We start from the raw sequence: 25740 nt of genomic DNA, 5'->3' as shown, positions 1-25740 counted from the left end.
AGATGCGCGTTGTGCAGAGCGCTTCGTTTCGAGTGAGCCCAAAAGAGGGGCAACGAGAATACGGAGCGGTTGCAAGCTCCCTTTGGGATGTTGTTGTGAGTGATGATTGGGTTGTTTTTAATGCTGCCATGAGCAGCGTTGCCTTCGCACAAGGTGTGCCGTAAACCGACACTGCGAAGGCAACGCGTTAAACAGTCGCTATTTAGATTTCATGGATAAGAAAAATTCTTTGTTCGACTTAAAGCCTTTAAGTCGATCGACTAAAAATTCAGTTGCGGAGATATCTTCCATGTCATGGAGTAATTTACGAAGAATCCATACGCGTGCCAGTTCATCTTCTTTCATAAGTAAGTCTTCGCGGCGGGTACCGGAGCGACGAATATTGATGGCAGGGTAAACGCGTTTCTCGGCGATTTTACGGTCGAGGTGTAATTCTAGGTTTCCTGTACCTTTAAACTCTTCATAGATAACTTCGTCCATTTTAGAGCCGGTATCGATCAGCGCTGTGGCAACGATGGAAAGGCTACCGCCTTCTTCAATATTTCGTGCGGCACCAAAGAAACGTTTGGGGCGTTCAAGGGCGTGAGCATCGACACCACCGGTTAGCACTTTACCGGATGAGGGTATAACGGTGTTGTACGCACGCGCTAAACGCGTAACGGAGTCGAGCAATATGACTACGTCTTTTTTATGCTCTACCAACCGTTTTGCACGTTCAATAACCATTTCGGCAACTTGAACATGGCGTGAGGGGGGTTCGTCGAAGGTGGATGCAACCACCTCACCCAGAACAGAGCGTTGCATCTCGGTAACTTCTTCCGGACGCTCGTCAATTAGCAGTACAATAAGGTGGCATTCGGGGTTATTGCGGGTAATAGCTTGTGCCATATTTTGCATCATGATGGTTTTACCGGCCTTTGGTGGCGCGACAATAAGGCCTCGCTGGCCTTTACCAATTGGAGATATTAAATCAATGATGCGGCCGGTTAAGTCTTCGGTAGACCCATTACCCGTTTCGAGTGTTAGACGTTCTGTAGGAAATAAGGGGGTGAGGTTTTCAAACAGAATTTTATTGCGTGAATTCTCGGGCTTGTCAAAGTTAATTTGATTAACTTTTAGTAGCGCAAAATAGCGTTCGCCTTCTTTTGGGGGGCGAATTTTACCGGAGATAGTATCGCCAGTACGTAAATTGAAGCGTCGAATTTGGCTAGGTGATACATAGATGTCATCTGGGCCAGCGAGGTAGCTGGCGCCCGCTGAACGTAAAAAGCCGAAGCCGTCCTGCAGAATTTCGAGTACCCCATCACCGTAAATATCTTCGCCGCTGCGGGCGTGGCGTTTTAGGATATTAAAAATGACATCTTGTTTGCGAGAGCGGGCTAGGCTTTCCATACCCATCTCTTTAGCAATATCGATGAGTTCTTCTATTGGTTTTTTCTTGAGGTCAGTGAGATTCATAAGATTAATACGGTAGGAGGGCTTGTCGGCAATTGCCAGATGATTGGGTTAATAATAGTGTCGATATTAGTAATCTGTTAATAAACTGAGGTACAAATGACGAGTATTCATAAAAGGCCACGCTCAGTCAGTTCAAAATTTTCTGATTCGAAATCGGGAGTCTTATTTGCTGCATTTTATAATGAGTGTCGGAATTCGGTTGGCGCTTCGACATTTTAGTTAGCCGTAGGTCAGGCTTGGTGTTGCTATCGATAACGCGAGTAGGTGATAAAGATTATCCGATTGGGCAGCTGTGTCTGCGTAGATCCAGTCATCGGGTTGCTGAAAGTCGAGGTAATGGTGACTGCAGGAGAAATGAGCGGAAATGCTTAAATGCGAGACATCTGCAGTATAGCCACAAAAATAACTCAGTGCAAAGTCCTAATACGCAAGAACTTGATATGGATAGGGTCGCATTTTTTGACCCTGCCCATATCGAGGGTATTTCTTAAAGATTGCTTTCAATAAATTCTTTTAACTGCGCTTTCGATAAAGCACCCACTTTAGTGCCTTCTGCGCTGCCGTTCTTGAAAATAATCAATGTTGGAATGCCGCGAATATTGAATTTGGCCGGTGTGGCCTTATTGGCGTCTACATCCATTTTACAAATCTTGATCTTGTCGCCGTATTCCTGAGAAAGTTCGTCGAGAACGGGCGCGATCATTTTGCAAGGACCACACCATGCTGCCCAAAAGTCAACCAGAACGGGGCCTTGAGCAGACAAAACGTCTTGTTCAAAGTTTGCATCGCTAGTGTGAACGATCGCGTCACTCATATTTAGATTCTCCAAAAGGGGGTATAGGGGAAGAGGCGGTAATGATAAGGATAGCCCGTATTCGATACAAGGCCAAATAAGAGCCTGAAGACGGTTTATGCCCTATCAGCGCCATTGATCTTGTAAATTAGGTCACTGATAAGGAATTACAACCCTAATAGGGCATGATTATTTTGATAGCAAGTGGAGGAGTTCTTCTTGTGCTCCTTGTGGGCTCTCATCTTGAGCGCACTGGTTTTCGGTGTAATGGCCGGAATTGTCGAGCTGCCAGCTGCGCATATTATCGTTGATATACAGTAACAATTCCCGATAAATACGTTGGGCGAGTTCTGGTTGTTGTACCGGAAAGCAGGTTTCCACGCGATGGGTGAGGTTGCGTTCCATTAGGTCAGCACTGGCACAAAATACGGTGGGCTCGCTATTGGCAAAATAATACGTTCGTGTGTGTTCTAAAAATCGGCCGACAACAGAGCGAACACGGATATTGTCCGAAACGCCGGGAATTCCCGGCCGTAAACAACACATACCCCGAATAATCAGGTCGATAGAGACGCCGGCCTGTGACGCTTTGTAGAGCGCTTGAATGATTTTGGGTTCGGTGAGCCCATTGCACTTAAGAATAATATGAGCCGGTTTGCCATCGCGATGTGCTTTTACTTCGCCATCGATAAGCCGTATGAGCTGCCGTTTTAAGGTAAAAGGCGCGTGGAGCAGTTTATCCATGCGTTCTGTTTTACCCATGCCGGTGAGCTGTTGGAATATTCGGTGTACGTCGCCGCACAGTACGGGATCGGCGGTGAGAAGGGAGTAATCGGTGTACAGGCGTGCGTTACCGCTGTGGTAGTTGCCCGTGCCTAAGTGTACATACCGCTTTAATTCGCCGCCTTCCCGGCGAACCACGAGCACCATTTTCGAGTGCGTTTTGTATCCGACTACACCGTAAACCACCACGGCTCCAGCTTCTTGTAAGCGGCTGGCTAGCTCGAGATTCTCTTCTTCGTCAAAGCGGGCTCGTAATTCAACAATGGCCGTAACTTCTTTGCCGTTGCGCGCCGCATCTATGAGTGCGTCTACGATCGATGATTTGAGGCCACCCGAGCGATACAGTGTTTGCTTTATGGCCACCACGTGAGGGTCTTTTGCTGCTTGCCGCAATAATTGAATGACGGGCGCAAACGACTCGAAGGGGTGTTGCAGTAAATAGTCTTTGCGGGCAACGGCGTCAAAAATATTGTCTTTTCGAGCAAGGCCTTTGGGCATAGTTGGCGTAAAAGGAGGGTAGAGCAAGTCGGGTCGACCGACTTGTGTTGGCACCTTCATAAGGCGCTTAAGGTTTACCGGCCCATGCACGCGATAGAGTTCGCTTTCGGTTAAGCCTGTTTCTTGAAGTAAAAATTGGGTGAGCTCTTCTGGGCAGTTATCGGCGACTTCTAATCTTACGGCTGTGCCGAAACGCCGTGAATGTAATTCACCTCTTAGGGCACGGGCGAGGTCGGCAATACCTTCCATGTCGACATCTAAGTCGGCATTGCGGGTGATGCGGAATTGATAACAGCCTAATGCCTTCATGCCGGGGAACATTTTGTCGGCATTGGCGTGAATCATAGAGGAGAGAAAAATAAAGTTATGGCCGGGTTCGCCTAATTCATCGGGTAGTTTGATCACGCGGGGTAGTGTTCGAGGTGCTGGAACAACGGCGTAATTGAGGTCGCGTCCGAAGGCGTCTTTTCCCTCGAGCTTTACAATGAAATTAAGGCTTTTATTGACGAGCCGAGGAAATGGGTGAGCGGGGTCGATACCTATCGGGCTTATGATGGGTAGTACTTCATGCTCTATAAAATTTTCAACCCATTCAGTTTGGGCTGTCGTCCATTGTTTTCGACGTAAAAAGCGAATCCCTTCGGTTGCCATTGCCGGTATTAAAATATCGTTTAGCGTTTTATATTGTTGATCTACCGTTTTGTGACAAATTTCGCTAATTTTCCGCAAGGTTTCGCTAGGCGGCATGCCGTCAGGGCCAGTGGTTTCTCGTTCAAACTTTATGCTTTGCATTAACCCTGCGACGCGAATTTCAAAAAATTCGTCGAGGTTGGAGCTAAAAATTAACAAAAATTTAAGACGCTCGAGTATGGGGTGGCTTTCGTCTAATGCTTGCGCGAGAACGCGTTGATTGAATGCGAGGTGGCTTAACTCTCGATTGAGATAATACGCATTGTTGTCGAGCGAAATAGTTTCGGCAGTTTCTGGGGGGGTTGCGGCAGTGTCGAGTTCGGGCATGTACGTCTGTCCTGATAGTTGAGCAAAACAGTATATACAATATAGCGCTTGTATTGCGTTTAAATGGTTCTCATATCATAAGTATGAATAGTAAAGCCTTGGTTACAATACGCTTAATCTTGCAGTACGCCAACCGAGACTAATGATTCTCGGAGCTTTTCCATTGTCACGGGTTTTGTGAGGTAGTAGCTCATGCCTACATTGAAGACGCGTTGGCGATGTTCGGCTTCTACGTGTGCCGTGAGGGCGATTATGGGGATGGGCGTGTGCGCTTTATTGTGTTCCTGTTCACGAATTTTTTCGGTAGATTCAAAGCCGTCCATTTCCGGCATTTCGCAATCCATAAAAATTAAGTCGAATCGAGGGTCTGCTTCAATAAAGGCATCCAGTGCTTGTTTGCCATCTTCCGCAAATATAGGTTCTATTTCAATTTTACTCAATAGGCCTTCTATTACCATTCGGTTTACGGCGTTGTCTTCGGCAACTAATACGTTGAGTTTTCGTTGTGGTGCAATACTTTTACTTTCCATGGATATGAGCTCGTCAAGCATCACGCCTGTCGCTTGCGCAAGGAGTGTGTTTTTTATTGCGCTAATGGTGAGAGGTCGTGGTAGCACGGAGGTGACTGGCATTAGTTGCTCCATGCTGAAGTTTGTGGTGCGTTCCCGGGTAAGAATAATAATAGGGGTTTCAGCGTAAAGTTCTAATTTGCGAATGGCTTTGGCGACCATAAAACCATCCTTACCGTCAACGGTTTGGTCGATGAAAATAAAGTCGTATTTCTTGCTGTTGGGCAGTATTTTTAAGCGTTCCAAGGCCTTGTCGGCATTATCGAGGGTGTGACAGGTTACGTTCCAGCTGGCGGTATGTTCACCAAATGCCCGATTGAGTATGGGGGTGTTATGTATCGCGAGAACGCGCTTCCCAGAAAGCGCTAAGCTGGAGCTGGGTGCTTGGCGGTTTGAAGAATCATCGGGCAAATGGAATTCACTGGTAAACCAAAACGTGGAGCCCTCGTTGGGCTTGCTGTTCACCCCAATCTTGCCGTTCATGAGTTCGGCGAGCTGCTTGCATATTGCGAGCCCAAGCCCTGTTCCACCAAAGCGGCGGCTGGTTGTGCTATCGGCTTGACTGAAGGCGTCAAATAAATGGTTAAGTTTTTGCCGCTCTATACCAATTCCGCTATCGGAGACTGAGAATTTTAGTACGGGCGTTTCACTGGCAGTCTGCTTCATGGGTAGTACTTCAACAAACACGTAGCCTGACGATGTGAATTTGAAGGCGTTGCCGATTAGATTCACTAAAATCTGCCGTAAACGGGTTGGGTCACCTTTGAGGTAAATGGGGGCAGAGGGATGAACATTGCATAGCAGTTCTATGTCGCGTTTGTGCGTTGTGGCGCTGAATAGTTGCAGGCAATCGTTAATTAATTGGTTAAGATCGAATTCGACATCTTCCAGGTGCATCTTGCCGGCTTCGATTTTGGAGTAGTCGAGGATGTCATTAATAATATCAAGCAGCGATTCCCCTGATCGAAAAATAACATCTAAATAGTGTTTCTGAGTATCGTTTAAGGGGGTATCACGAAGCATTTCTATCATGCCAATGACCCCGTTCATGGGGGTGCGTATTTCGTGACTCATCGTCGCGATAAATTGACTCTTGGCTTGATGTGCGGCTTCAAATTGTTGGATTAATTTTCGAGTTTCGAGTTTTTCTTCTTTTTCCGTTAGTAGGGCTTTTTCAATTTCGTTGCGTTGCCACAGATCGTCTTGAATGGTGTTTCGCATGGTTTCGAGCGCTTCAACGATCGAGTCTAGCTCGTCTTTCCCTTTCGTTGAGGGCGGGCGGTCTAGCGCGATGGGTGCTTCAAGGTTATTCAGCGATACCGTTTTGGCTTGGTCGGCAATACTGTGAAGGTGGCGAATGACGAGTCGGTGTACCAAATTTAGAATAGCGATGGCCATCATTAACATAACGGCGCTTTCGAGCATTAAGTTATATAAAAACGCGTTTAAAAACTCACGGTTAAAGAACGCATCTGAACTTTCTAGCGTTAAGTTGTAATTGCCGTGTTCTGTAGCGAGGGGGTAGTTTTGGCTAAGGTGGCGTCGCCATCCGGATTGTTCTGTACCCGCGATAGACGTGAGCTGCTCAACTCGGCTGCCAAATTGTTGTGTTAGCGTCAGAGTTAATGCTGGGTGGAGTACGTGGTGTTCGTTGAGTACTTTATTAACTTGTTGCTCACTGTTACGGGCGAGAGCCCGAGCGATCCAAGGTGTAATGGCCTGAGCGGAGGCGTCGAGTTCGAGTGACAGGTGTTGGGTGTAGTTGCGCTCAAGCAGCAATCGTTCACCGATAGCCAAAAAGATTATAATGAGCCCGATAATGAGTGCCAGCAAAGATAGGCGCTGTGCAATGCTGCGGGTTTGTGGAGTTTTATTAGATGTACGCATCGAATGAATAGTTGGCCACGGTCATGCTTAGCTTTATTTGGCAAGGTCCTCAATGAGTGTAGCAGCCATTAGCTTACTCGGTATACGGTGGTTGTTATGTCTCTGCCAGAAAGGCTTCCAGTAGGTTGTTTAAGTATTGATGCCCTAAGGGCGTTGCTTGCAGGTGCGATTGCCAAGGGGCAAGTAGGGCTTTGTTTTGTTGCTGCTGCAACAGGTTCTGAATATTGTCTATTGAAAGCCCTGTGCGTTCGCTGTAAAGCCTTGTTGGAACACCATGAACGAGTCGCAGAGCATTCATCATAAACTCAAAGGGCAGTGCTGTTGTGTCGACGTGATGGCTATCGGCATTGAAGGGGTTGCCCTGTAAAACTTGCTTTTGCATGGCGCCTAAGTAGTGTTCTGGCATGCGCGTTTTCCGAAAACGCATAATGTGTTGCGTGTCGAATTGGGTAATTTTACCGTGGGCACCAGCGCCAATGGCGAGGTAATCGCCAAACTGCCAATAATTCATATTGTGGGCGGCGCGCAAATGAGGTTGGGCATACGCCGAAATTTCATATTGGTGGTAGCCTGCCTCGGCGAGCTGTTGTTGCCCATGTTGTTGGATATCCCACACGGTATCGTCTTCTGGTTGTTGCGGGGGGCGGCTGTAAAACTCGGTATTCGGCTCAATGGTGAGTTGGTACCAAGAAAGGTGCTCTGGGGCTAATGCGATGGCTTTCTTAAGGTCTTGTGCGGCGCCTTGTCGTGTTTGCTGCGGCAAGGCGAACATCAAATCGAGATTCATGTTGTCGAAGCCAGCTTTGCGGGCCAGTTCGAATGCGTGAATAACATCATTTGGTGAGTGAATACGGCCCAGCGTTTTGAGTTGCTGGGCATCGAAGCTTTGTACGCCCATGGAAAGACGGTTTACTCCAGCGCTGCGATACCCGTTGAAACTATCGTATTCGGCCGTGCCGGGGTTGGCTTCTAAGGTAATCTCGCAGGTGGGTGATAGGCCAATGGTGGTCGCGGCGGCGTCTAGTATTCGACCGACGGCTTTAGCCGGCAGTAAACTTGGGGTGCCACCGCCGAAAAAAATGCTTTCAAGTTTTCGGCCTTGCGCAAGGAATGCATCGGTTTTTAAATCTTGCTCGAGAGCATCGATATAGCGCTGTATAGGTAGCTCACCGTTGGCTTGATGCGAGTTGAAATCGCAATAGGGACATTTACGGACACACCACGGTATGTGTATATAGAGCGAGAGTGGTGGCAGTGAGTTTAAGGTAAGCGATGACGGCATGAGTGTTGTTTAGCTATGGGTTGGGCGTTACTTTAACTCAGTGAACGTGCAGAGATCTATGATTACAAAATGAAACAAACGGTGGAAGTCGGTTGCGATTACACTATAGCGAAGATAATGCTCGATTTAATCAAAACAAAAAGAAGGAGTGCTCTTTGAGCCAGTCGTGGGTGAGATTTCCTCTTAAATTGATGGCCGTAGCCATTGTGTGGAGCGGTGGGTGTTTACCGATGTCTGCACTAGCTGTGAATTATGGAATTTATGATGCACGCGGCTTGGCAATGGGAGGTGCGACCGTTGCCACAGCAAGCTGGCATTCGGCGCAGTATTACAACGCGGCATTGTTAGCGTTTCATGATGAGCGAGAAGAAGATACTCGGCACGGAAGGGTGGTGTTTCCCAACGTTGTGATTCAAGCCGACAACGTTGTGGAAGATGTTGTTAATGCCGCCAACGATGATTTGGACCAGCGCCTTGGTGGAGCCGTGAGTACCTTTAATGCCGCGCCTTCGGCAGCAACAGCTGCTCAAACCGCTGACTTAGCGCGCGAACTGGATGCCTTGCTGGATGATTTGGCGAATGAAGATGTGAACATGGATGCGGTGGTGAGCTTTTCTGTGAGTGAGCCGAGCTTACTTGAAGGGGGCGCCTTCTATTTTGGTGTGCGAACGTTAGGGCTGGGTACGTCGACTATTCCACCAGAGGACAGTGCTTTGCTCGAACGTTATATTCTAGCGCTGGATACTGTTGCTGACGGTGGCGCGCCCACTGATATTCCTGCCGAACTCCTTGATGCCAATGGTAATTTAATTGATCCCACCGAACAGTTAACGTCCACTGTTGATGTGGGTGGGGTTGTTATTAGTGAATGGGCTGTAGCGGTAGCCAAACAGTTTGACGTGTTCGACCAAGCCTTGGCTATTGGTGTTACCCCCAAAGTTATTCGTGTGGATGTGTTTCGAGAAACCACCAATTTCGATACAGACGAATTAGATTTTCTCGGCAGCCAGCGCACCTATGTAGGCCTTAACGCAGATGTGGGCATCGCTTTGGAAATGTTCGGCCATTACCGTATAGGTTTTGCCGTAAAAGATATTATTCCTGAAGAATTTGAAACGGATGATGGTTTGCTGCTGAAGCTAAATCCACGGCCACGTATGGGCTTTGCGTATGTGAACGATTGGTTAACCCTAGGGTTGGATGTGGATGTTATAGAGAATGAAGCGATGGCGGCAGAAGCCCCCACACAAGAAACCAGTTTGGGTTTGGCAATATCACCGTTTGAAGCGCTAGAGTTGTGCTTAGGCTATCGCCAAGATATGACAGGCTTGCGTGACGATGTTATTGCCGGTGGTGTGGCCTACCAATTTAAAGGTATGGCGTTTGAGCTTTCTTACGCTACGGGTTCAACCAGTACGGGTGCGGGTTTACAATTGGGTTGGGTGTTTTAATTTATTATTGGCGATACTCTTTAGCCCACTTTCCAGACATATAGTAAAAGAACGTTTCTAAATGTTCGGGCACGTTATTGTCGTAAGTTCCTAGCCCCAGCTCTTCTCGCTCCTTGCTCAATGCGTGATAAAGCTCAGCTGCTTTTCGGTCGACTTCTTCTTGTGGAACAGTGAATAGGTCGATGCCATAGCGCTTAATATCGCTTTTAAGAAGCATCTCTGCAACGGAGTCTCCCCTGACCATCGCTATTTTGTACCACGCTAGACCATCAATGAGTAATTCTTGTGCTGCTTCTGGGTTGGTCTTTAAATGTTTGTAACTTATAAGGGAGCCGCCGCCTAAGGCAACGGCGTTTGCACTTGAGCCAAAAGTACCCCCTTGCGCCACATGGCCAGCATTTCTTTTGTTTTTCCTTCGGCGCCATACCTAAGGGCTAAGGTATCGATCGCAATTAGGTCGCCAGCATTGGCGAGAGCATTCAGCTCTGTGGTCGAATAGTGTGTGTAAATTTCACTTGCGTCTTGATCGACCCAGCCATGCTCTCGGTTGTATTCCGCTCCCGCTTGAATTTGTGCGGTTGTTGGTAGACCCGCTAAATCTCTTTCAATATCTTCGTCGCTGAGTAGAACCTCAGCTGAACCGATTTGGGAGTCTTGGTGGCTGGTCGTTTTAGGTGTGCTGGAAATTAAGCTTTGGTTATCGGAGATAGTTGAGTTGTTGGCTATTGTATTTTGTAGGGAACTGTTCTGTTCTTTTACTTCGACGGAGCCGCCCTTAAGGGCTCGGTCTTGAATTATAACTAGAGATAACCCACACGTTACGATAAGTAAAAGAACGCTTACTTTGAAAATTTTTTTCACTGTTAAACTTTCCCTAAAGCCGGCTAATGAAATGGTTATGCATTATTGGAAAGATAATTAATGGGTATGATTAGTTTAAATTTTCTCTATAAATACACAGGTTTACCGTCATACCCATTAAGTGCACCTTTACTCCCAGGCTGCTAGGCAATTGTTTTCTGCTAAAGCATGCATATACGTGGGCCTTCCCCTATTCGGGTGGCTTTCTAGCCTTTCCTAATAAACTCCCCTAGAATCCCAGCCTTTTATTTCTTGGTTTTCAGTGATGGACGAGCTTTCTCTTTACGAAAAAATATTATCAATCTCTTCTCCTTGGTTTGTCGAATCAGTTCAGCTAGATGAGCGTGACAACACCGTTCACGTCCACGTTGAATACGATTGCGACAAACATTTAACCTGCCCTTTGTGTGAATCCAGATGTAGTCGCCATGACACCAGAACAAGAACATGGCGCCATCTCGATAGCTGTCAATTTCGCACTCTCGTTCACGCGAATATCCCTCGCTCTAAATGTCGCACGCACGGTGTATTGCAAGCTGATATCCCCTGGGCTGATAAGCGATCAAGTTTCACCTTGATGTTTGAGGCTTATGTAATCTCCTGGCTTCAAGAGGCGAGTATTAATGCCGTCAGTAAGAAGCTGGCGCTTAGCTGGAATGCTGCCGATGGAATAATGAAGCGGGCTGTAGAGCGAGGCCTAAAAAGACGGTCTCATCTACATATTCAAAACCTAGCTGTCGATGAGGTCTGCAGCAAAAAGGGACATGAATATGTGACCATTGTTTCCAATGATCATGGGCATGCAATAGATGTCCAAGAAGATCGCAAAAAATCGAGTTTAAACGCATTTTTTACAGGATTAAGTGACAAGCAAATCCAATCAGTTGAAACGATTAGTATGGATATGAGTCCGTCCTATATTTATGCCACCAAAGAGTATATTCCTCACTGGGAAAGAGCGATATGTTTTGATAGGTTCCATGTTGCGATGGACTTAAATAAGGCTCTAAATAGTGTTCGTAAAAGTGAAGCCAATATGGTCGCGCAACAACACAAGCTAGAGCTCCATAGATCGAAATTTGCATGGCTGAGATCACGTGAAAATCTAAAGGATATTCATTCTGTACAGATTTCAACATTAAGCGTTGTAGCAAAGAAGACTGCACGCGCATGGGCGATAAAGGAGTATGCCATGGAGCTCTGGAATTATGATGATCGTATATGGGCTGAAGAAGCTTGGAAGCAATGGTACAGCTGGGCGATAAGAAGCCGCCTCAATCCTATAAAATCGGTAGCTAAAAGCATAAAGAAGAATCTATGGGGGATAATAAACGCCATCGTAAATAAAAAGAATAATGCTGGTGCAGAAAGTATAAATAGCAGAATAAAAATGCTAAAAGTAAAAGCGAAAGGTTTTAGGCATAAGGCCCGTTTTAAGGCTGCAATTTTATTTCATCTCGGCGGGCTGGACCTGATGCCAGAAATCTAGCCACCCGAATAGGGGAAGGCCCATATACGTACAGTTTGCTGTATTGGCCTCTTCGGTCGGTTGGGCAACGAGGTTACATTGATTGACGTAAGGTTGTACGCTTCCTTCGACACTGATTGATATTGGACCGCTACTGAGAACTAGGGTGCCACTAAAACCTGCGGCCAAACTTGAGCATGACCTTAAGTCCTTAACCAATCTTGTCTTTGCGTTGTACTTGCACCCTTGTAAGCTACCGTTGGCTGAATTTAAGCAGATTGAAAGTTTATTCTCATTCTCTTGCGTTTGCTGAGATGCCGCGTTTGCCGCCGCCTATTCCTCTTTGCGTTTCGGCATAGGCGGCGGCAGCAAATTGTTGACGTAATTGTTCTCTTGCTAGAGCACTCAATACGCTCTCTTCTATCGTTTTATATCCTATTGATGAGGGACCCTCTTCGGGCTCGGATGCGAGTAATGGCGAGGCTAGTGAGGAAATACTGACTATAAACAGTGCGCTGGCTAGTAATTTAAACTTTACTGGTAAGAGGTAAGTTCATTTTAAAATCCCTTTTAGACTTGTCCGTTATTATTTATGCCTATTGTAGATCAGGCAACGAAGAACAGACTATAATTTCCCCTGCGCGAGAACTGAATGACTCGTGCACCTCTTGGTTTGAGTCTTTTTGTTCTTAAGTAAGCTTATGGAATTTAAATTTTTTCCGTTTTAATGGCTTCTAATAGCGTTTGTAATGCCTTGCCACGATGGCTAATTTTATTTTTTAAGTCTTTATCCAGCTCGGCCGAGCTGCAATCAAATTCGGGCACATAAAATAATGGATCGTAGCCGAAGCCTTCAGCGCCTGTTGGCGCATCCAAGATAAACCCCTCCCAGCTACCCTGACAAATAATGGGCGTGGGGTCTTCTTTATGGCGCAGGTAAACTAATACGCATTGATAGCGCGCGCTTCGATTTTTACGTTCGGTGATGGTGTTTAGTTGGTCTAGTAAATAGAGGTTGTTGCGTGTGTCGCTCGCAGGTTCGCCAAGCCAATTGGCCGAAAATCGAGCAGAGTAAATGCCTGGTTTACCTAGCAGTGCATCAACCTCAATGCCTGAGTCGTCTGCAATAGAGGGTAACCCGGTATGTGCGCAAGCATTACGTGCTTTTAATATTGCGTTTTCCACAAACGTGAGGCCCGTTTCTTCGGCTTCGGGTACATTAAAAGCGGATTGTGGGAGTACTTCAAAATCACACTGGAAGAGCAGCCTAGAAAATTCGCGTAATTTTCCCGCATTGCCGCTGGCTAAAACAACTTGCTGTTTCATTGTGAAACAAGCTCGCTGCTAAAGCGGGCGTTTAACGGCACGTCACCCTCAATTAAACGTGCGTCTATAGTAAAATTCACCACTTCTTTGCCTGAAATTCTTACGGGCGCTAGATAATAAGTTGCCGTGGCTTCTTTAATTTCGGTAAATTCCAGTATTTTTTGTTGCTGTAATAGGTTGGTGACAGTGCCGGTAATGTTGGCTGCGTGGCCACCGTGTTCGCCTCGAGGGGTGATTGAAATATTAAGCAGTGCTTCGTATTGGCTGCGTTTAATCTTGTACGCAGCTGCGACGTCGGGCAGTAAAAAATTACTAGGAAAAACACTGTAGTGGATTTCGTAATCGCCGGAAACTTGGCTGCCTTGGAGATTTGTTTCAGCGATACTGGCGCTGCTAATGAAGCATGTTATCGCAAAAATAATAGAATAAAAGTAATGTGTCATAAGGTTATTGTGTTAGTCGGTAAAGGGCGGTAACGCCAAATAAATTAGGATGAAATTTTTGCAGTAGTGAACCTTGTTTATTGCCACCAATAACTTCTCTGTTTAAGCGCTTTGCATTATGGGCTTCGCAGAGTATTTCGAAGTCGGTAAATGTGCAAAAATGGATGTTAGGCGTGTTATACCATTCGTAGGGCAATAAATCTGATACGGGCATACGGCCGTTAATACCTAAGTGGAATCGGGCTTTCCAGTGGCCGAAATTAGGGAACGTGACAATACATTGGCGGCCGACGCGTAGCATTTCTTGTAGTACTTTGTCGGGGTACTGCATGGTTTGGATCGTTTGCGACATAATAACGGTGTCGAAACTTTGGTCGTCGAAATCACTTAAGCCTTCGTCGAGGTTTTGTTCAATGACGTTAACGCCATTCGCTATGCAGCGTAAAATATTCTCGGAGTTTATTTCAATACCATAGCCGTGTATGTTTTTTTGTGCAGCTAATTTTTTTAAGAGGGAACCATCGCCGCAGCCAAGATCTAGTACGCGAGAGTTAGGTTCTATCCAGCCTTCTATAATATCATGGTCGATACGCATTATTGAGTCACCTCAATTTTTTCCATATACCGGGTAAACAAATCCCAATATCGCGGTTGATCGGGGACTAAAAAAGCGTCGTGCCCAAAAGAGGATTCTACTTCACCGTAAACCACGTCGCGGTCAGCGCGTATTAAAGCATTTACCATTTCTTTTGATCTTTCTGGCGAAAAACGCCAGTCCGAGGTGAATGAAATAATTAAAAATTTGCACAGTGCATTTTTGAAGGCTGTGACGGGGTTGTCGTCGTATTCACGGGCTAGATCAAAATAATCCAGCGCGCGTGTCATTAAAACGTAAGTGTTTGCATCAAAAACTTTGGAGAAAGTTTCACCTTGGTATCGTAAATAACTTTCAATTTGAAATTCGACAGGTGCTTCTATGCCTTGCTCAAACGAGCCGGAGCGTAAATCTCGACCGAATTTTTTACCCATGCCGTCGTCGGATAAGTAGGTAAGGTGAGCAATCATTCGGGCAATCGATAGGCCACGAGTGGGTACGGTGTCTTCGGTAATGTAATTGCCCTGATGATACTCAGGGTCTGTCAAAATAGCTTGCCGTGCGGCATGGTTAAAGGCAATGTTTTGAGCGGTAAGTTTCATTGCCGCGGCTATCACAACACAATGGTCGAGCCGCTCTGGAAACTCTAGCGCCCAGCGCATGGCTTGCATTCCCCCCATGCTGCCACCGACAACTGCGGCCCATTTTTGGATGCCCATGCGGTCGGCGAGTCGTGCTTGAGAATTTACCCAGTCGCGTACGCGTAAATTGGGGAAGTCTGCACCCCAGGGTTTACCCGTTGCAGGGTTTGGGGATGTAGGGCCGGTGGAGCCATGGCAGCCGCCGAGGTTGTTTAGCGAAACAATACAAAATTTATTCGTATCTAAAGGTTTGTTGGGGCCAATATAGTGGTCCCACCAACCGGCTTTGCGGTCTTCCATGCTGTGGTAGCCAGCAGCGTGGTGATGGCCGGAAAGTGCGTGACAAATAAGAATGGCATTTGATTTGTTTGCGTTGAGTGTGCCGTACATTTCGACCACGAGATCATAGCTGTCGAGATCTCGGCCACAGGCTAAAGACAGTGGTTCGTCAAAGTGATAGGTGTGGGGTTCTACAAGTCCGACGGAGTTTTCTGGCAGTGATTCTGGCATTTGTCTGGCTTAGATGTGTCGTATAGTCTAGGTGAAGGCAGAGCGAACCCTGCACAATAGAAGGTGCTAGCTTACGCTATCTTATTCATGCCGGTAATGATCCGGCACAAATTAATTAGAGTGATGGTAATTGTTGGGTCCTAAGCTTCGTTAGTATCCGATTACTACAAGTGGTACCAGGCCAACATTGCTGGCAAAAATATCGAGCATTTTTTGCAGCACGGTGAGGCCCAAAAATACAAAAAGCACGGAGAAATCAAGCCCACCCATAGGCGGAATAATCCGTTTAACGGGGTTCAGTATAGGGTCCATGAGTTGGCGAACCAATACTAGAGCGGGGTGGCTGCTGTGGGGAGCAATAAAGCTGGTGACAACTAAAACAATAAGGCAAATGTAGGCAATATAGGTTGATAATTTTAGTAGCCCTATCAGCCCCCAAAGGGTCATCTGGAGCGGGTTGATCCATTGTTGCGCAACAATAATGGCCAGTAATTCTCCGATTACCAGCTGCAGTAACAGTGCGAGCACTATAGAGGCTATGTCTATGCCTCCCGCGCCGGGAATAACCTTGCGTAACGGAATAAGCAATGGATTGGTGACTTTCACAATAGCCTGTGAAAATTGATTATAAAAATCGGCCCGCGCAACTTGCAATAGAAAGCGTAAGACCACAAAAGATAGGTACAGTGACGCAAGCGTATCGATGACAAGAACCACTATTTCGATCCAAGGATTCATAATGAGCTTAACCTAATTCTTTGGCGAGTTCGCGTGAGCGGTCAGCGCAAGCGAGCATGGCGTTTTCGACAATTGAGCGGAAGTCGTTTTCTTCAAAAGAGGCAATTGCCTCGGCAGTAGTACCGTTTGGTGACGTTACCCTGCGGCGCAGTTCAGCAACATCAACCTCACTGTTTAAAGCGAGTTTGGCCGCACCAAAAGCGGTTTGGCTTGCAAGGGTTGTGGCTGTTTCTCGGCTAAGCCCTTGCTTTACGCCGGCGTCAATCATCGCTTCGATGAGCAAGAAGAAGTAAGCAGGGCCGCTACCTGAAACTGCCGTAACGGCGTCAATATCGGTTTCAGCTGCAACCCAGTTTACGGTACCTACTGCGGCCAGAATATGCTCGGCTATAGTCTTTTGTGCTTCGCTCACACGCTTGTTGGCAAATAGTGCACTTGCGCCGGCTTGGACAAGAGCGGGTGTATTGGGCATACACCGCACAATAGCTTGCTTTTTGTGCAGCCAAAGTTTCAGGCTTGCGCAATTAATGCCTGCCGCAATCGAGATGGTCAGTGTTTCTGGTGAAATGTAATCGACGATCGATTCGCAAACAATTTGCATAATTTGGGGCTTGATGGATAACACCACAACGTCGGATTGCTTAACTGCTACGGCGTTGTCAGTGGTGGTTTGAATGCCGTAGGTGTCGGCAAGTGTTTGCAATGCGCCCACAGTGGGGTCGCTGGCGATTATATTGGTCGAAGGGTGACCGTTGGCTACCAAGCCGCCAATAATGCTGCTAGCCATATTACCGGCGCCAATAAAGGCTATGGTGGGAGCGGCTGAAGTTGTCGCGGTTGCTGATTCTGACATAATGCTTAAATAGGCTCTTAGTTGTAATGTATGGAGTGTGTCGTATCGAGAAGAACGTTAGGCCATTTAGTTAAGGTCGCTGGCCTTCCAGAATTTAGTCCCTTTAACGGTAGCTTGTAATGCGAGACCTGTCTCCGTGAGCTGATAGACGGTGATGCCGTTCACTACCGCTTCACCGCCTACGGCGGCGCCTTTATCAGATGCTTTGGCGGCTGCATCGGCTTGCCCTCCAAAGAGCCACCCTTGTTCAATAAACTTGTTCATCACTTCTGCGCTATCAAAGACCATGATGATACGAAAATCTTTAGCACCAAAGCCAAAACCGACACCGACTTCACCCATATTCATATAGGTGTGTTGGTCCGTCGACATATTTTTAACCACACCATATCCGCCGCCAAAACTGGCTAGTACTAAGTTCACGTTGGCGTTGCTAAAAACTGCGTAACCGGGGGCGGCGTTTAGCTGTGACCGAGTGTGTGGTTTTAGTTTGAATAGTTGAGATAAGGTCTCATTCTTCATTTGCAAGATGGCTTGCTGTTTTTCGGCCTTTGTTGTGCCGTTATGAAGGGTCACGCATCCGCTTAAGGCAAGCGCGGTAAGGGTAAGTAAGCAAAGCTTGCTTAAGTGATATGTCATAATTTAATCCTCAGTCATTATGGCCCAGATCGCGGCCCAAACAGGGCGGTACCCACGCGTACGATCGTAGAGCCTTGCGATATAGCGGGCTCCATATCTGTAGACATCCCCATAGAGAGGGTGTCCATGTGGGCGAGGGGCTGATGTGTTTTCAGTTGTTGAAAGAGCGTTTGCATGCGGTTAAAGGCATCGCACGACTGCGCTGGTGTTACGCTATTTTGAGGAATAGTCATTAGCCCGCGCAAGCGTAGGTTGTGGAGTGTTGTCATTTGAAGGGCAAGCTCGCTTGCGTGTTCAATATTGATACCCGCCTTATTGGCTTCGTTATCAATATTGATTTGTAAGCATATATTTAAGGGGCCTCGAGCAGGGTTGCGCTGATCGTTTAGGCGTTGAGCGATTTTCAAACGGTCCACTGAGTGCACCCAATGAAAATGTTCAGCGATCACTTTGGTCTTGTTGCTTTGGATGGGGCCAATAAAGTGCCAAATAGCCTGCTTTAAGTGCAGGCGTTCAATCTTAGCGATGGCCTCTTGTACGTAGTTTTCACCAAAGTGTCGCAAACCAGCACTATAAGCCTCTAGTAAGTGCTGGTCAGGCTGACGCTTGCTTACGGCTAATAGTGTGATGTCTTGCGAATTTCTATTGGCAATCAATGCCGCTTTTTCAATTCGTGTGTTAACTTCGGTTATCTTGTCGACTATGTTGTGCATATACTTACTTATTCAGAAGCTTGCGAACGAAAAACGTGGCTTCCGAGTGAAACGAATTCCAACGTCTTCCCGCTGATGTAAAAACGCTACCCGGCGGCGAAGTGTAACGCTAATAAAGGGTTGTGTATGGATATTACTGAATTACTGGCTTTTTCCGCCAAACAGGGCGCTTCGGATTTACACCTTTCCGCAGGCCTTCCACCGATGATTCGTGTCGACGGGGATGTACGTCGAATTAACTTGCCGCCAATGGAGCATAAGCAGGTTCACGGATTAATCTATGAGATTATGAACGACAAACAGCGTAAGGACTACGAAGAGTTTCTGGAAACGGACTTTTCGTTCGAAGTTCCTGGCGTTGCGCGTTTTCGAGTGAATGCATTTAATCAAAATCGCGGTTCTGCGGCGGTGTTTCGTACGATTCCCTCTAAAGTTCTCACAATGGAAGAGTTAGGAATGGGGCAAGTCTTTCGCGATGTATCGTCGGTGCCGCGTGGTCTCGTATTGGTTACAGGCCCTACGGGTTCGGGTAAATCTACAACGCTGGCGGCCATGATTGATTATATCAACGAGAATAAATACCACCACGTACTTACCATTGAAGATCCCATTGAATTTGTGCACGAAAGTAAAAAATGCCTAGTGAACCAGCGGGAAGTACACCGTGATACCCATGGTTTCGCCGAAGCCTTGCGCTCTGCTTTACGAGAAGATCCCGATATTATTCTTGTGGGCGAGATGCGAGATCTTGAAACGATTAGGCTGGCGCTGACGGCAGCCGAAACCGGGCATTTGGTTTTTGGCACATTGCACACTACTTCGGCGGCAAAAACCATCGACCGAATTGTTGATGTTTTTCCTGCTAATGAGAAATCTATGGTGCGTTCGATGCTATCGGAATCGTTGGAAGCGGTTGTTTCACAGACGTTAATGAAGCGAGCTGGGGGCGGCAGAGTGGCCGCGCATGAAATTATGCGCGGTACACCGGCGATTCGAAACCTGATTCGCGAAGATAAAGTGGCTCAAATGTACTCAGCAATTCAAACAGGTAGTGCATTGGGGATGCAAACGATGGATCAGTGTTTGGCGGATCTCGTTGAGCGTCGAATTGTGAATCGGGATGTAGCTAAAGAAAAAGCGAAAATGCCAGAGAGTTTCTAGCGCTATAATGCGCAGGAAAAGCATTGTGTATAGAGGTGAGCTGAGAGAGTATGGCAGTGCACTTGTTAATTATTTGCTGTATTAAGGAATCTCCATGGATTTAGATCGTTTGTTATCGTTGATGGTTGAAAAAGGCGCATCAGATTTGTTTATTACTGCAGGTGTGCCGCCGTCAATGAAGTTGCACGGCAAAATTTTGCCGGTAACCTCAACGCCAATGTCACCCGAAAAATCGCGTGAGACGGTGTTGAGCGTGATGAACGAAAAGCAACGAAAGGAATTCATGGAAACAAAAGAGCTCAACTTCGCGATTAGCGCGCGCGGTGTGGGCCGTTTTCGTGCCAGTGCATTTTATCAGCGTAATTTGGCTGGCATGGTTTTGCGGCGTATTGAAACTCAAATTCCTAAAATTGATGATTTGGGCCTGCCAGAATCTATCAAAGAACTTGCAATGGTTAAGCGTGGATTGGTGTTATTTGTGGGCGCCACGGGGACGGGTAAGTCGACGTCTTTGGCTGCCATGATTGGGCATCGAAATAGAAACTCTAAAGGCCATATTATTTCAATCGAAGACCCAATTGAGTTTATACATCAGCACCAGGGGTGTGTTATTACCCAGCGAGAGGTTGGTATTGATACCGCCTCGTTTGAGGTCGCGCTGAAAAATACGCTACGCCAGGCTCCCGACGTTATCTTAATTGGGGAGGTTCGTTCGCGCGAAACGATGGATCATGCCATTGCGTTTGCGGAAACAGGGCACCTCTGTTTGGCAACATTGCATGCGAATAATGCGAACCAAGCGTTGGATCGTATTATTCATTTTTTCCCTGCGGACAGGCATTCGCAGCTATGGATGGATTTATCGCTTAACTTGCGTGCAATTGTTGCACAGCAACTGATACCGACGCCCGACGGGCAAGGGCGAAGAGCCTGTTTGGAGATCTTTTTGAATACACCTCTAGCGCAGGATTTAGTGCGTAAAGGGCAGGTGCATGAGTTGAAAGAGTTGATGAAAAAATCGACTGAACTGGGGATGCAAACATATGATCAGGCGCTGTTTGAACTCTACGATGCGGGTGAAATTACGTATGAAGATGCACTTTCTCACGCAGATTCGCCCAATGATCTTCGGTTGATGATTAAGTTAGGTTCTGAAAGTGACGCAGATTACCTCTCAAATGCGGCTGATGAGCTTACTATTCAGGACGATGAGGGGAGCCGTTCTCGCCGTTTCTAGTATGAATGTAAGATTTAATCGGCACTTATCAGCGGGTGTTCGTTTAGCCATCCCTCCAGAATAATGCGAGCCGCTAGAGAGTCTATAGGTTTTTCGCGGTAGTTGCCTTTGTGGCCAGCTTTGGCTGCTTGCGCTTTGGCTTCGTGCGTGGATAAGCGTTCATCAGTAAAGGCTACGGTGTAGCCAAAGCGCCCGTTTATTCTGTTGCCAAATTTTCTCGCTCTACGTGTCATCTCCATCTCGCTGCCGTCCATGTTAACCGGCAAGCCGACCACCACTATATCTGGCTTCCATTCGGTTAAAAGAGCTTCCAGTTCTAGCCAGTCGGGAATACCTTCTTTGGCTCTCAGTGCTGGAAGTTCCCCCGCTGACTGAGTAAGTGTTTGGCCTGATGCAACACCTATGCTGCGTGTACCAAAATCGAAGGCGAGAATTGACTGGGGTTTAGTGTTAAGCATGGCCTGCCGTAGATGAAATGAGATTAAGATCAATACCAAGTTGCTTGGCAGTAGCGCCCCATCGCTCCTCAACGGGGGTGTCAAAAATTATTCCGGTATCGGCACGAACAACGAGCCAAGCGTTATCGTTAATCTCCTCTTCGAGCTGTCCGGGAGCCCAGCCAGCGTAGCCAAGTGCAAACTGGGCGTGTTTGGGGCCTTCATCCTTAGCAATAGCGGTGACGATATCGCGGGAAGCGGTAAGGCTTATTTCTGAGGTGATACGCAGTGTTGACTCCCAGATTCCTTCATCACGATGGAGAACGAAGCCACGTTGCGTGTTAACTGGGCCGCCGGCTAGCACGCGAGGGAGCCCTAGCGGGGGTTGGTAATCGATATCCAGCTGATCGAATACATCGCTGAGCTTTAGTTCAAGGGGGTGATTGATCACTATACCCATTGCGCCCTGATCACTGTGATCGCAGATATAGGTAACAGAATGCGAAAAGATGGAGTCTGTGAGAGCGGGCATGGCTATCAAAAAGTGATCGCGCAAGCTATCGGGGCTCTCGATTAAGCTTTCGGGGTGTTCTGAGGTGTTCCAAGGGTTCTCTTGCATCCATTTAGTATGAGGTGGGCGCAGAATAAAACAAGCATCGTCGTGAAATTATTCGATTGATGGTCGCAATCGAAGGCCACGTGTCGGCTATTTGGCACGAGGTTTACTGGGTAGTGCTTAACCCTGTAATCTCAAATTTCCATGTGCGAATAATTTCGAGTTGATCGGCATTTTTCTGGATTTCAGGCGGGAAGCGGCTGAAAGGTGCTGCGAGGCGAACAATTTGTTGGGCGGCGTCGTCGAGTATTCTGTGGCCCGACGACTGTAGGATTTCAATATTTTCGACAGTACCGTCGCGATTGACTAATACCGCCATACGCAAATAGCCAAATATCGCTTTGTCCAAGGCTTCTTCTGGGAAGTTACTGTTGCCCACCTGGATGATATCTTGCTGCCATTTATTCAGATAGGCTGCATCGTGAGAGGATTTGGTTGCAACCGAAATAAGCCGTCTAACCCTAGGTTTGCGTGCTTCAGCCTGCTTTAACTTGTCTAGCTGTGCTTGTAGGCTTGCAAGTTCAGGATTGGCGAGAGGGGCGTCGAACGTTTCTCCTGTTTTTTCTTCGCTATGAACGTCTCGGTCTGGGTCGGTCTGTTGTGCAACTTTTCGTTCTTGTGCGTGCGTAGAGGCAAGCAACTGAGTGGCGCTACGGCTCTGCGTCATTGCTTTTTGTTGGGCAATTGGGTTGATCTCGCGAATATTGGTGTCAGCAATTTCTGAAGGAGCGATTGTGGTGAGCTCTTTGATTTCAGCGCCCGTGCCGCTACCCTGTTGGTTGTGTTGCGCTAGAAAGTCGGCTTTGTCTGGCGCCACCGTATCTCTGTGAGTAGACAGGGTGATATTGAGCGTAGGCGCGACCTTCTGACCCCTGTCGAGCGTAAAGCTGATGCCAAAAATAAGCATAGCGTGGACGGCAGCGGCCAAAAATAGCGTAAAACTTAGGCGGTCTCCGCTTGTCGTTTCTGAATAAGTGGCCATGCGTACCTTAAGGGGTTCGTTTTGCTTCAATGGCGGCAATTAAGGTGGCACCAATATTTGTGTTGTAAGCGTTATCGATTTCTCTCACGCAAGTGGGGCTGGTGACATTAATTTCGGTGAGGTAATCGCCAATAATATCCAAACCGACAAACATCAAGCCTCTTTCGACCAGTGCAGGCGCAACTTGAGCGACAATCCAGCGATCTCGATCACTGAGTGGTTGAGCGACACCTCGTCCACCGGCGGCTAAATTACCGCGTGTTTCTCCTTTTGCGGGAATTCTTGCAAGGCAGTAGGGAATCGCTTCACCGTTTACTACGAGTACTCGCTTATCACCATTGCTGATGTCGGGAATGAATTTCTGCGCCATGATAAAGCTTTCACCCGTCTCGGTGAGCATTTCTAAAATAACACTGACGTTCGGGTCGTCCTTTCGGCAGCGGAATATTCCCGTTCCGCCCATTCCGTCCAGCGGTTTGAAGATAACATCGCTATGCTGTTCATGAAAGCTGCGTAAAAGTTCAGCGTCTCGGGCGACTAAAACGGGTGGACAGCACTGTGGAAATTCAGTAGCGAATACCTTTTCGTTACAGTCACGTAGGCTCCGTGGTTTGTTAACAATTAAAGTACCCAGCTTTTCCGCGCTCTCTAAAATGTAGGTAGCGTAAATATATTGGTTGTCGAAAGGCGGGTCTTTTCGCATAAGCACAACATCAAGTTCACTGAGCTCGCGTATGACGCTTTCACCTAGTTGGTACCACTTGAGCGCATCTTCGTGTACCGTAAGCGGAGAAATTTTGGCGCAAGCTTTGCCTTGATCAAGGTGTAAATCTTGAATTTCCATATAATACAGGGTGTGCCCCCGTTCCTGCGCCGCTAATAGAAGGGCTAGTGTTGTATCCTTGTGATAGCGAATGGTGGCAATGGGGTCCATAACCACACCGATAGCAAGTTTGTTGTTCAACGTCAGGCTCCAGGATTATTTTCTTGGGTTGGCGAAAGCATTAATCTTGGACGATTATAAAAGGTAAGGCTCGAAAGTTGATAGCTCAATTGTGTCTTTTGAGGTGTCGAGCAAAAATCGTAGAATTCTATTTTTTTCAAGCGGTTATGGATTACACTGGAAAACTATGTTAAAAGTTATTTCATACTTTAGTAATAGTAAGTGTGTGGCGCTATACTCCTCATCCTTATAGACGAATTTAAGCAAGGTCACTTTATGGACGTCAATCTTGAACACTTGAAAGTGATGGTTATTGATGACAGTAAAACCATCCGTCGAACGGCCGAAACATTGTTGAAAAAGGTCGGTTGTACAGTGGTTACGGCCACTGATGGCTTCGATGCCTTAGCGAAGATCGCAGACACCCGGCCCAGTATTATTTTTGTGGATATTATGATGCCTCGCCTTGATGGCTATCAGACTTGCGCGTTAATTAAAAATAATAGCGAATTTAAATCGACACCCGTAATAATGCTATCGAGTAAAGATGGCCTTTTTGATAAAGCCAAAGGTCGTATCGTTGGTTCAGATCAATACTTAACAAAACCATTCAGCAAGGGTGAGCTGATTGGCGCTATCGAGACCCACGTAAAAGTGGCTCGAGCCAGCTAAGCTGAAGGATCGAAAATTTAACTCTTGCACATGCCTTGATAACCTTCGGGGGAAGTATGGCCAAAGTACTGATTGTTGACGACTCGCCAACAGAAACTTATAAATTAACGGGAATGCTGGAAAAAAACGGCCACACCGTGATTACCGCCGTTAATGGCGAAGAGGGTGTTGCCACAGCGAAAGCTGAAATTCCCGACATAATTCTAATGGATATTGTAATGCCCGGCTTGAATGGGTTTCAGGCGACTCGTCAGTTGAGCAAAGCCGCTGAAACGTCCCATATCCCCGTTATTATTGTAACCACCAAAGATCAAGAAACGGATCGCGTTTGGGGAATGCGTCAGGGCGCTAAGGCGTATCTAACCAAACCTATCGATGAGAAAGAATTGTTCTCCACTATTACTAAGGTGGGCGGCTAAGGCCGTATCAGGGTGTTATTTAACGCTTCTGCTATGTGTGCCTCGGGCCAGCCAGCATGTGCAAATGGAGGCTTGATCTGTGAGTAGGTCGGCTTATCAAGCGCTTACTGAGCTCGTTGTAAAGTGTCGAGAATCGGCGCGTGGCCTTCCCGCTCAGAGAGATTCTGCTCCACGTTGGAGTGGCATTGGTTTTTCTATTATGGGGCAAAAATTTGTTGCTCCCATGAGTCATGTCGCCGAACTAATGGAAGTTCCGGGGTCTACCCGCTTGCCGGGCGTACATTCTTGGGTTATTGGCCTTTCTAATGTTCGTGGTCGCTTGTTGCCGCTTTTCGATTTGCCGCATTTTTTCGGTGGTGTCATTACCAGTAGCAAAAAAAATCATCGCGTATTAGTGCTGGAAACCGACGAGCTATACAGCGGTATTGTCGTTGATATGGCGTTTGGTATGCAGCACTTTACCTCCGACAGTTATGGTGAGTGCACCGCGATTCTGCCAGAAAGTATGGAAGGCTTTGTCGACGGTTCATATCGCGACTCAGATGATAACCTCTGGCCTGTATTCAGTATGGCGAAGCTAGCCTCTGACTCTAGATTTAACAACGCAGCTGTCGTTTAACGATTGCTGTGGCAAAGAAAGTAATTAGTGATTTACCTGGTTGCCTGTTAGTGGGTGGCCGGGCCCAACAATATTGTTGGCGCTCCTCTTGGTCTTAAAGTTAGTGGGGGTGTTATTGCTTTTCGGGGT

27 protein-coding genes are annotated in these 25740 nt (G+C 47.1%); 8 read left to right on the top strand and 19 right to left on the bottom strand.

All coding sequences use genetic code 11. The features are described from left to right. Window positions 1-2: 2 nt before the first annotated feature. Entirely contained in the window at window positions 3-164 is a 162-nt protein-coding gene (locus H5647_RS02530) for a hypothetical protein (protein WP_162926263.1), read from the top strand. A gap of 34 nt (window positions 165-198) precedes the next feature. Here H5647_RS02530 and rho read toward each other — a convergent pair whose 3' ends face one another. From rho to hemW, 5 genes are all read right to left on the bottom strand, one after another. Then, on the bottom strand, window positions 199-1458 hold the full coding sequence (rho, locus tag H5647_RS02525) for a transcription termination factor Rho (RefSeq protein WP_045856052.1): 1260 nt from the start codon (window positions 1456-1458) through the stop codon (window positions 199-201). Between the two features lie 487 nt (window positions 1459-1945). Beyond that, entirely contained in the window at window positions 1946-2272 is a 327-nt protein-coding gene (trxA, locus tag H5647_RS02520; protein ID WP_045856050.1) for a thioredoxin TrxA, read from the bottom strand. 168 nt (window positions 2273-2440) lie between these two features. Then, window positions 2441-4549 carry a polyphosphate kinase 1 gene (ppk1, locus tag H5647_RS02515; protein ID WP_045856049.1) on the bottom strand — a complete coding sequence of 703 codons (2109 nt, stop codon included), beginning with the start codon at window positions 4547-4549 and terminating at the stop codon, window positions 2441-2443. A gap of 113 nt (window positions 4550-4662) precedes the next feature. Continuing rightward, window positions 4663-7005, bottom strand: coding sequence for a hybrid sensor histidine kinase/response regulator (locus H5647_RS02510; protein WP_045856047.1), 2343 nt, complete (start codon window positions 7003-7005; stop codon window positions 4663-4665). A 94-nt stretch (window positions 7006-7099) separates the two neighbouring features. Further along, complete coding sequence (hemW, locus tag H5647_RS02505; RefSeq protein ID WP_045856045.1) at window positions 7100-8287, bottom strand: radical SAM family heme chaperone HemW; 1188 nt, start codon at window positions 8285-8287, stop codon at window positions 7100-7102. Between the two features lie 155 nt (window positions 8288-8442). On the opposite strand from hemW, the gene traF reads away from it, so the two are divergent. Then, on the top strand, window positions 8443-9738 hold the full coding sequence (traF, locus tag H5647_RS02500; RefSeq protein WP_052691825.1) for a conjugal transfer protein TraF: 1296 nt from the start codon (window positions 8443-8445) through the stop codon (window positions 9736-9738). A 4-nt stretch (window positions 9739-9742) separates the two neighbouring features. On the opposite strand, the gene H5647_RS02495 is transcribed toward traF, so the two are convergent. Together H5647_RS02495 and H5647_RS02490 are read right to left on the bottom strand one after the other, a co-directional pair. After that, entirely contained in the window at window positions 9743-10126 is a 384-nt protein-coding gene (locus H5647_RS02495; protein WP_045856044.1) for a hypothetical protein, read from the bottom strand. Further along, on the bottom strand, window positions 10078-10599 hold the full coding sequence (locus H5647_RS02490; RefSeq protein WP_045856042.1) for a hypothetical protein: 522 nt from the start codon (window positions 10597-10599) through the stop codon (window positions 10078-10080). The genes H5647_RS02495 and H5647_RS02490 overlap by 49 nt, the downstream gene beginning before the upstream one ends. Before the next feature lie 265 nt (window positions 10600-10864). Between H5647_RS02490 and H5647_RS02485 the strand changes: the two genes are divergently transcribed. Further along, a complete protein-coding gene (locus H5647_RS02485) occupies window positions 10865-12088 on the top strand; it encodes an ISL3 family transposase (protein WP_045856040.1) in 1224 nt (407 codons plus the stop codon). A 687-nt stretch (window positions 12089-12775) separates the two neighbouring features. On the opposite strand, the gene rdgB is transcribed toward H5647_RS02485, so the two are convergent. The 8 genes from rdgB to H5647_RS02445 all read right to left on the bottom strand — a co-directional run bounded on the left by rdgB (window position 12776) and on the right by H5647_RS02445 (window position 18525). Next, entirely contained in the window at window positions 12776-13393 is a 618-nt protein-coding gene (rdgB, locus tag H5647_RS02480; RefSeq protein ID WP_045856039.1) for an RdgB/HAM1 family non-canonical purine NTP pyrophosphatase, read from the bottom strand. Further along, window positions 13390-13836: a DUF4426 domain-containing protein gene (locus H5647_RS02475; protein ID WP_045856038.1), complete on the bottom strand. Its 447-nt coding sequence runs from the start codon at window positions 13834-13836 to the stop codon at window positions 13390-13392. Before H5647_RS02475 ends, rdgB begins: the two co-directional genes overlap by 4 nt. Before the next feature lie 4 nt (window positions 13837-13840). Next, window positions 13841-14431: a methionine biosynthesis protein MetW gene (gene metW / locus H5647_RS02470; protein WP_045856037.1), complete on the bottom strand. Its 591-nt coding sequence runs from the start codon at window positions 14429-14431 to the stop codon at window positions 13841-13843. Beyond that, a complete protein-coding gene (gene metX / locus H5647_RS02465) occupies window positions 14431-15582 on the bottom strand; it encodes a homoserine O-succinyltransferase MetX (protein ID WP_045856036.1) in 1152 nt (383 codons plus the stop codon). The genes metW and metX overlap by 1 nt, the downstream gene beginning before the upstream one ends. Before the next feature lie 150 nt (window positions 15583-15732). After that, window positions 15733-16320: a YggT family protein gene (locus H5647_RS02460; protein WP_045856035.1), complete on the bottom strand. Its 588-nt coding sequence runs from the start codon at window positions 16318-16320 to the stop codon at window positions 15733-15735. 7 nt (window positions 16321-16327) lie between these two features. Further along, on the bottom strand, window positions 16328-17173 hold the full coding sequence (proC, locus tag H5647_RS02455) for a pyrroline-5-carboxylate reductase (RefSeq protein WP_045856034.1): 846 nt from the start codon (window positions 17171-17173) through the stop codon (window positions 16328-16330). A gap of 66 nt (window positions 17174-17239) precedes the next feature. Continuing rightward, window positions 17240-17812, bottom strand: coding sequence for a lipid-binding SYLF domain-containing protein (locus H5647_RS02450; protein ID WP_045856033.1), 573 nt, complete (start codon window positions 17810-17812; stop codon window positions 17240-17242). A gap of 17 nt (window positions 17813-17829) precedes the next feature. Further along, on the bottom strand, window positions 17830-18525 hold the full coding sequence (locus H5647_RS02445) for a YggS family pyridoxal phosphate-dependent enzyme (protein WP_045856032.1): 696 nt from the start codon (window positions 18523-18525) through the stop codon (window positions 17830-17832). A gap of 126 nt (window positions 18526-18651) precedes the next feature. Here H5647_RS02445 and H5647_RS02440 point away from each other — a divergent pair, with 126 nt between their 5' ends. Continuing rightward, window positions 18652-19686, top strand: a complete 1035-nt coding sequence (locus H5647_RS02440; RefSeq protein WP_045856031.1) for a type IV pilus twitching motility protein PilT — start codon at window positions 18652-18654, stop codon at window positions 19684-19686. Between the two features lie 94 nt (window positions 19687-19780). Beyond that, the gene (locus H5647_RS02435) at window positions 19781-20923 is read left to right on the top strand and encodes a PilT/PilU family type 4a pilus ATPase (protein ID WP_045856030.1); all 1143 of its coding nucleotides are present in this window, start codon (window positions 19781-19783) and stop codon (window positions 20921-20923) included. A gap of 14 nt (window positions 20924-20937) precedes the next feature. Here H5647_RS02435 and ruvX read toward each other — a convergent pair whose 3' ends face one another. The 4 genes from ruvX to gshB all read right to left on the bottom strand — a co-directional run bounded on the left by ruvX (window position 20938) and on the right by gshB (window position 23892). Continuing rightward, window positions 20938-21381, bottom strand: coding sequence for a Holliday junction resolvase RuvX (ruvX, locus tag H5647_RS02430; RefSeq protein ID WP_045856029.1), 444 nt, complete (start codon window positions 21379-21381; stop codon window positions 20938-20940). Then, window positions 21374-21979, bottom strand: coding sequence for a YqgE/AlgH family protein (locus H5647_RS02425; RefSeq protein ID WP_045856028.1), 606 nt, complete (start codon window positions 21977-21979; stop codon window positions 21374-21376). Before H5647_RS02425 ends, ruvX begins: the two co-directional genes overlap by 8 nt. A gap of 103 nt (window positions 21980-22082) precedes the next feature. Then, window positions 22083-22958 carry an energy transducer TonB gene (locus H5647_RS02420; RefSeq protein ID WP_045856027.1) on the bottom strand — a complete coding sequence of 292 codons (876 nt, stop codon included), beginning with the start codon at window positions 22956-22958 and terminating at the stop codon, window positions 22083-22085. 7 nt (window positions 22959-22965) lie between these two features. Next, on the bottom strand, window positions 22966-23892 hold the full coding sequence (gshB, locus tag H5647_RS02415) for a glutathione synthase (RefSeq protein ID WP_408034019.1): 927 nt from the start codon (window positions 23890-23892) through the stop codon (window positions 22966-22968). Window positions 23893-24177: 285 nt separating this feature from the next. Between gshB and pilG the strand changes: the two genes are divergently transcribed. From pilG to H5647_RS02400, 3 genes are all read left to right on the top strand, one after another. After that, window positions 24178-24573 (top strand): twitching motility response regulator PilG, encoded by a 396-nt coding sequence (gene pilG, locus H5647_RS02410; RefSeq protein WP_045856025.1) that lies wholly within the window; start codon window positions 24178-24180, stop codon window positions 24571-24573. A gap of 56 nt (window positions 24574-24629) precedes the next feature. Beyond that, window positions 24630-24992 carry a twitching motility response regulator PilH gene (gene pilH / locus H5647_RS02405; RefSeq protein WP_045856024.1) on the top strand — a complete coding sequence of 121 codons (363 nt, stop codon included), beginning with the start codon at window positions 24630-24632 and terminating at the stop codon, window positions 24990-24992. Window positions 24993-25071: 79 nt separating this feature from the next. Next, entirely contained in the window at window positions 25072-25611 is a 540-nt protein-coding gene (locus H5647_RS02400) for a chemotaxis protein CheW (RefSeq protein WP_045856023.1), read from the top strand. Window positions 25612-25740: the final 129 nt, after the last annotated feature.

Source organism: Teredinibacter purpureus, from assembly GCF_014217335.1.
Lineage (GTDB): Bacteria > Pseudomonadota > Gammaproteobacteria > Pseudomonadales > Cellvibrionaceae > Teredinibacter > Teredinibacter purpureus.
The sequence above is the reverse complement of the archived record's forward strand: the minus strand, read 5'-3'. Positions and strand labels throughout refer to the sequence as shown.

Coding starts and splice junctions, on each gene's coding strand:
- H5647_RS02435 (WP_045856030.1), top strand. CDS start 19,781: ATGGATTTAGATCGTTTGTTATCGTTGATGGTTGAAAAAGGCGCATCA.
- trxA (WP_045856050.1), bottom strand. CDS start 2,272: ATGAGTGACGCGATCGTTCACACTAGCGATGCAAACTTTGAACAAGAC.
- H5647_RS02485 (WP_045856040.1), top strand. CDS start 10,865: ATGGACGAGCTTTCTCTTTACGAAAAAATATTATCAATCTCTTCTCCT.
- H5647_RS02440 (WP_045856031.1), top strand. CDS start 18,652: ATGGATATTACTGAATTACTGGCTTTTTCCGCCAAACAGGGCGCTTCG.
- metW (WP_045856037.1), bottom strand. CDS start 14,431: ATGCGTATCGACCATGATATTATAGAAGGCTGGATAGAACCTAACTCT.
- pilG (WP_045856025.1), top strand. CDS start 24,178: ATGGACGTCAATCTTGAACACTTGAAAGTGATGGTTATTGATGACAGT.
- ruvX (WP_045856029.1), bottom strand. CDS start 21,381: ATGCTTAACACTAAACCCCAGTCAATTCTCGCCTTCGATTTTGGTACA.
- H5647_RS02510 (WP_045856047.1), bottom strand. CDS start 7,005: ATGCGTACATCTAATAAAACTCCACAAACCCGCAGCATTGCACAGCGC.
- rdgB (WP_045856039.1), bottom strand. CDS start 13,393: ATGAAACAGCAAGTTGTTTTAGCCAGCGGCAATGCGGGAAAATTACGC.
- H5647_RS02420 (WP_045856027.1), bottom strand. CDS start 22,958: ATGGCCACTTATTCAGAAACGACAAGCGGAGACCGCCTAAGTTTTACG.
- rho (WP_045856052.1), bottom strand. CDS start 1,458: ATGAATCTCACTGACCTCAAGAAAAAACCAATAGAAGAACTCATCGAT.
- H5647_RS02530 (WP_162926263.1), top strand. CDS start 3: ATGCGCGTTGTGCAGAGCGCTTCGTTTCGAGTGAGCCCAAAAGAGGGG.
- metX (WP_045856036.1), bottom strand. CDS start 15,582: ATGCCAGAATCACTGCCAGAAAACTCCGTCGGACTTGTAGAACCCCAC.
- gshB (WP_408034019.1), bottom strand. CDS start 23,892: ATGGACCCCATTGCCACCATTCGCTATCACAAGGATACAACACTAGCC.
- hemW (WP_045856045.1), bottom strand. CDS start 8,287: ATGCCGTCATCGCTTACCTTAAACTCACTGCCACCACTCTCGCTCTAT.
- H5647_RS02460 (WP_045856035.1), bottom strand. CDS start 16,320: ATGAATCCTTGGATCGAAATAGTGGTTCTTGTCATCGATACGCTTGCG.
- H5647_RS02445 (WP_045856032.1), bottom strand. CDS start 18,525: ATGCACAACATAGTCGACAAGATAACCGAAGTTAACACACGAATTGAA.
- proC (WP_045856034.1), bottom strand. CDS start 17,173: ATGTCAGAATCAGCAACCGCGACAACTTCAGCCGCTCCCACCATAGCC.
- H5647_RS02475 (WP_045856038.1), bottom strand. CDS start 13,836: ATGACACATTACTTTTATTCTATTATTTTTGCGATAACATGCTTCATT.
- ppk1 (WP_045856049.1), bottom strand. CDS start 4,549: ATGCCCGAACTCGACACTGCCGCAACCCCCCCAGAAACTGCCGAAACT.
- H5647_RS02425 (WP_045856028.1), bottom strand. CDS start 21,979: ATGCAAGAGAACCCTTGGAACACCTCAGAACACCCCGAAAGCTTAATC.
- H5647_RS02450 (WP_045856033.1), bottom strand. CDS start 17,812: ATGACATATCACTTAAGCAAGCTTTGCTTACTTACCCTTACCGCGCTT.
- pilH (WP_045856024.1), top strand. CDS start 24,630: ATGGCCAAAGTACTGATTGTTGACGACTCGCCAACAGAAACTTATAAA.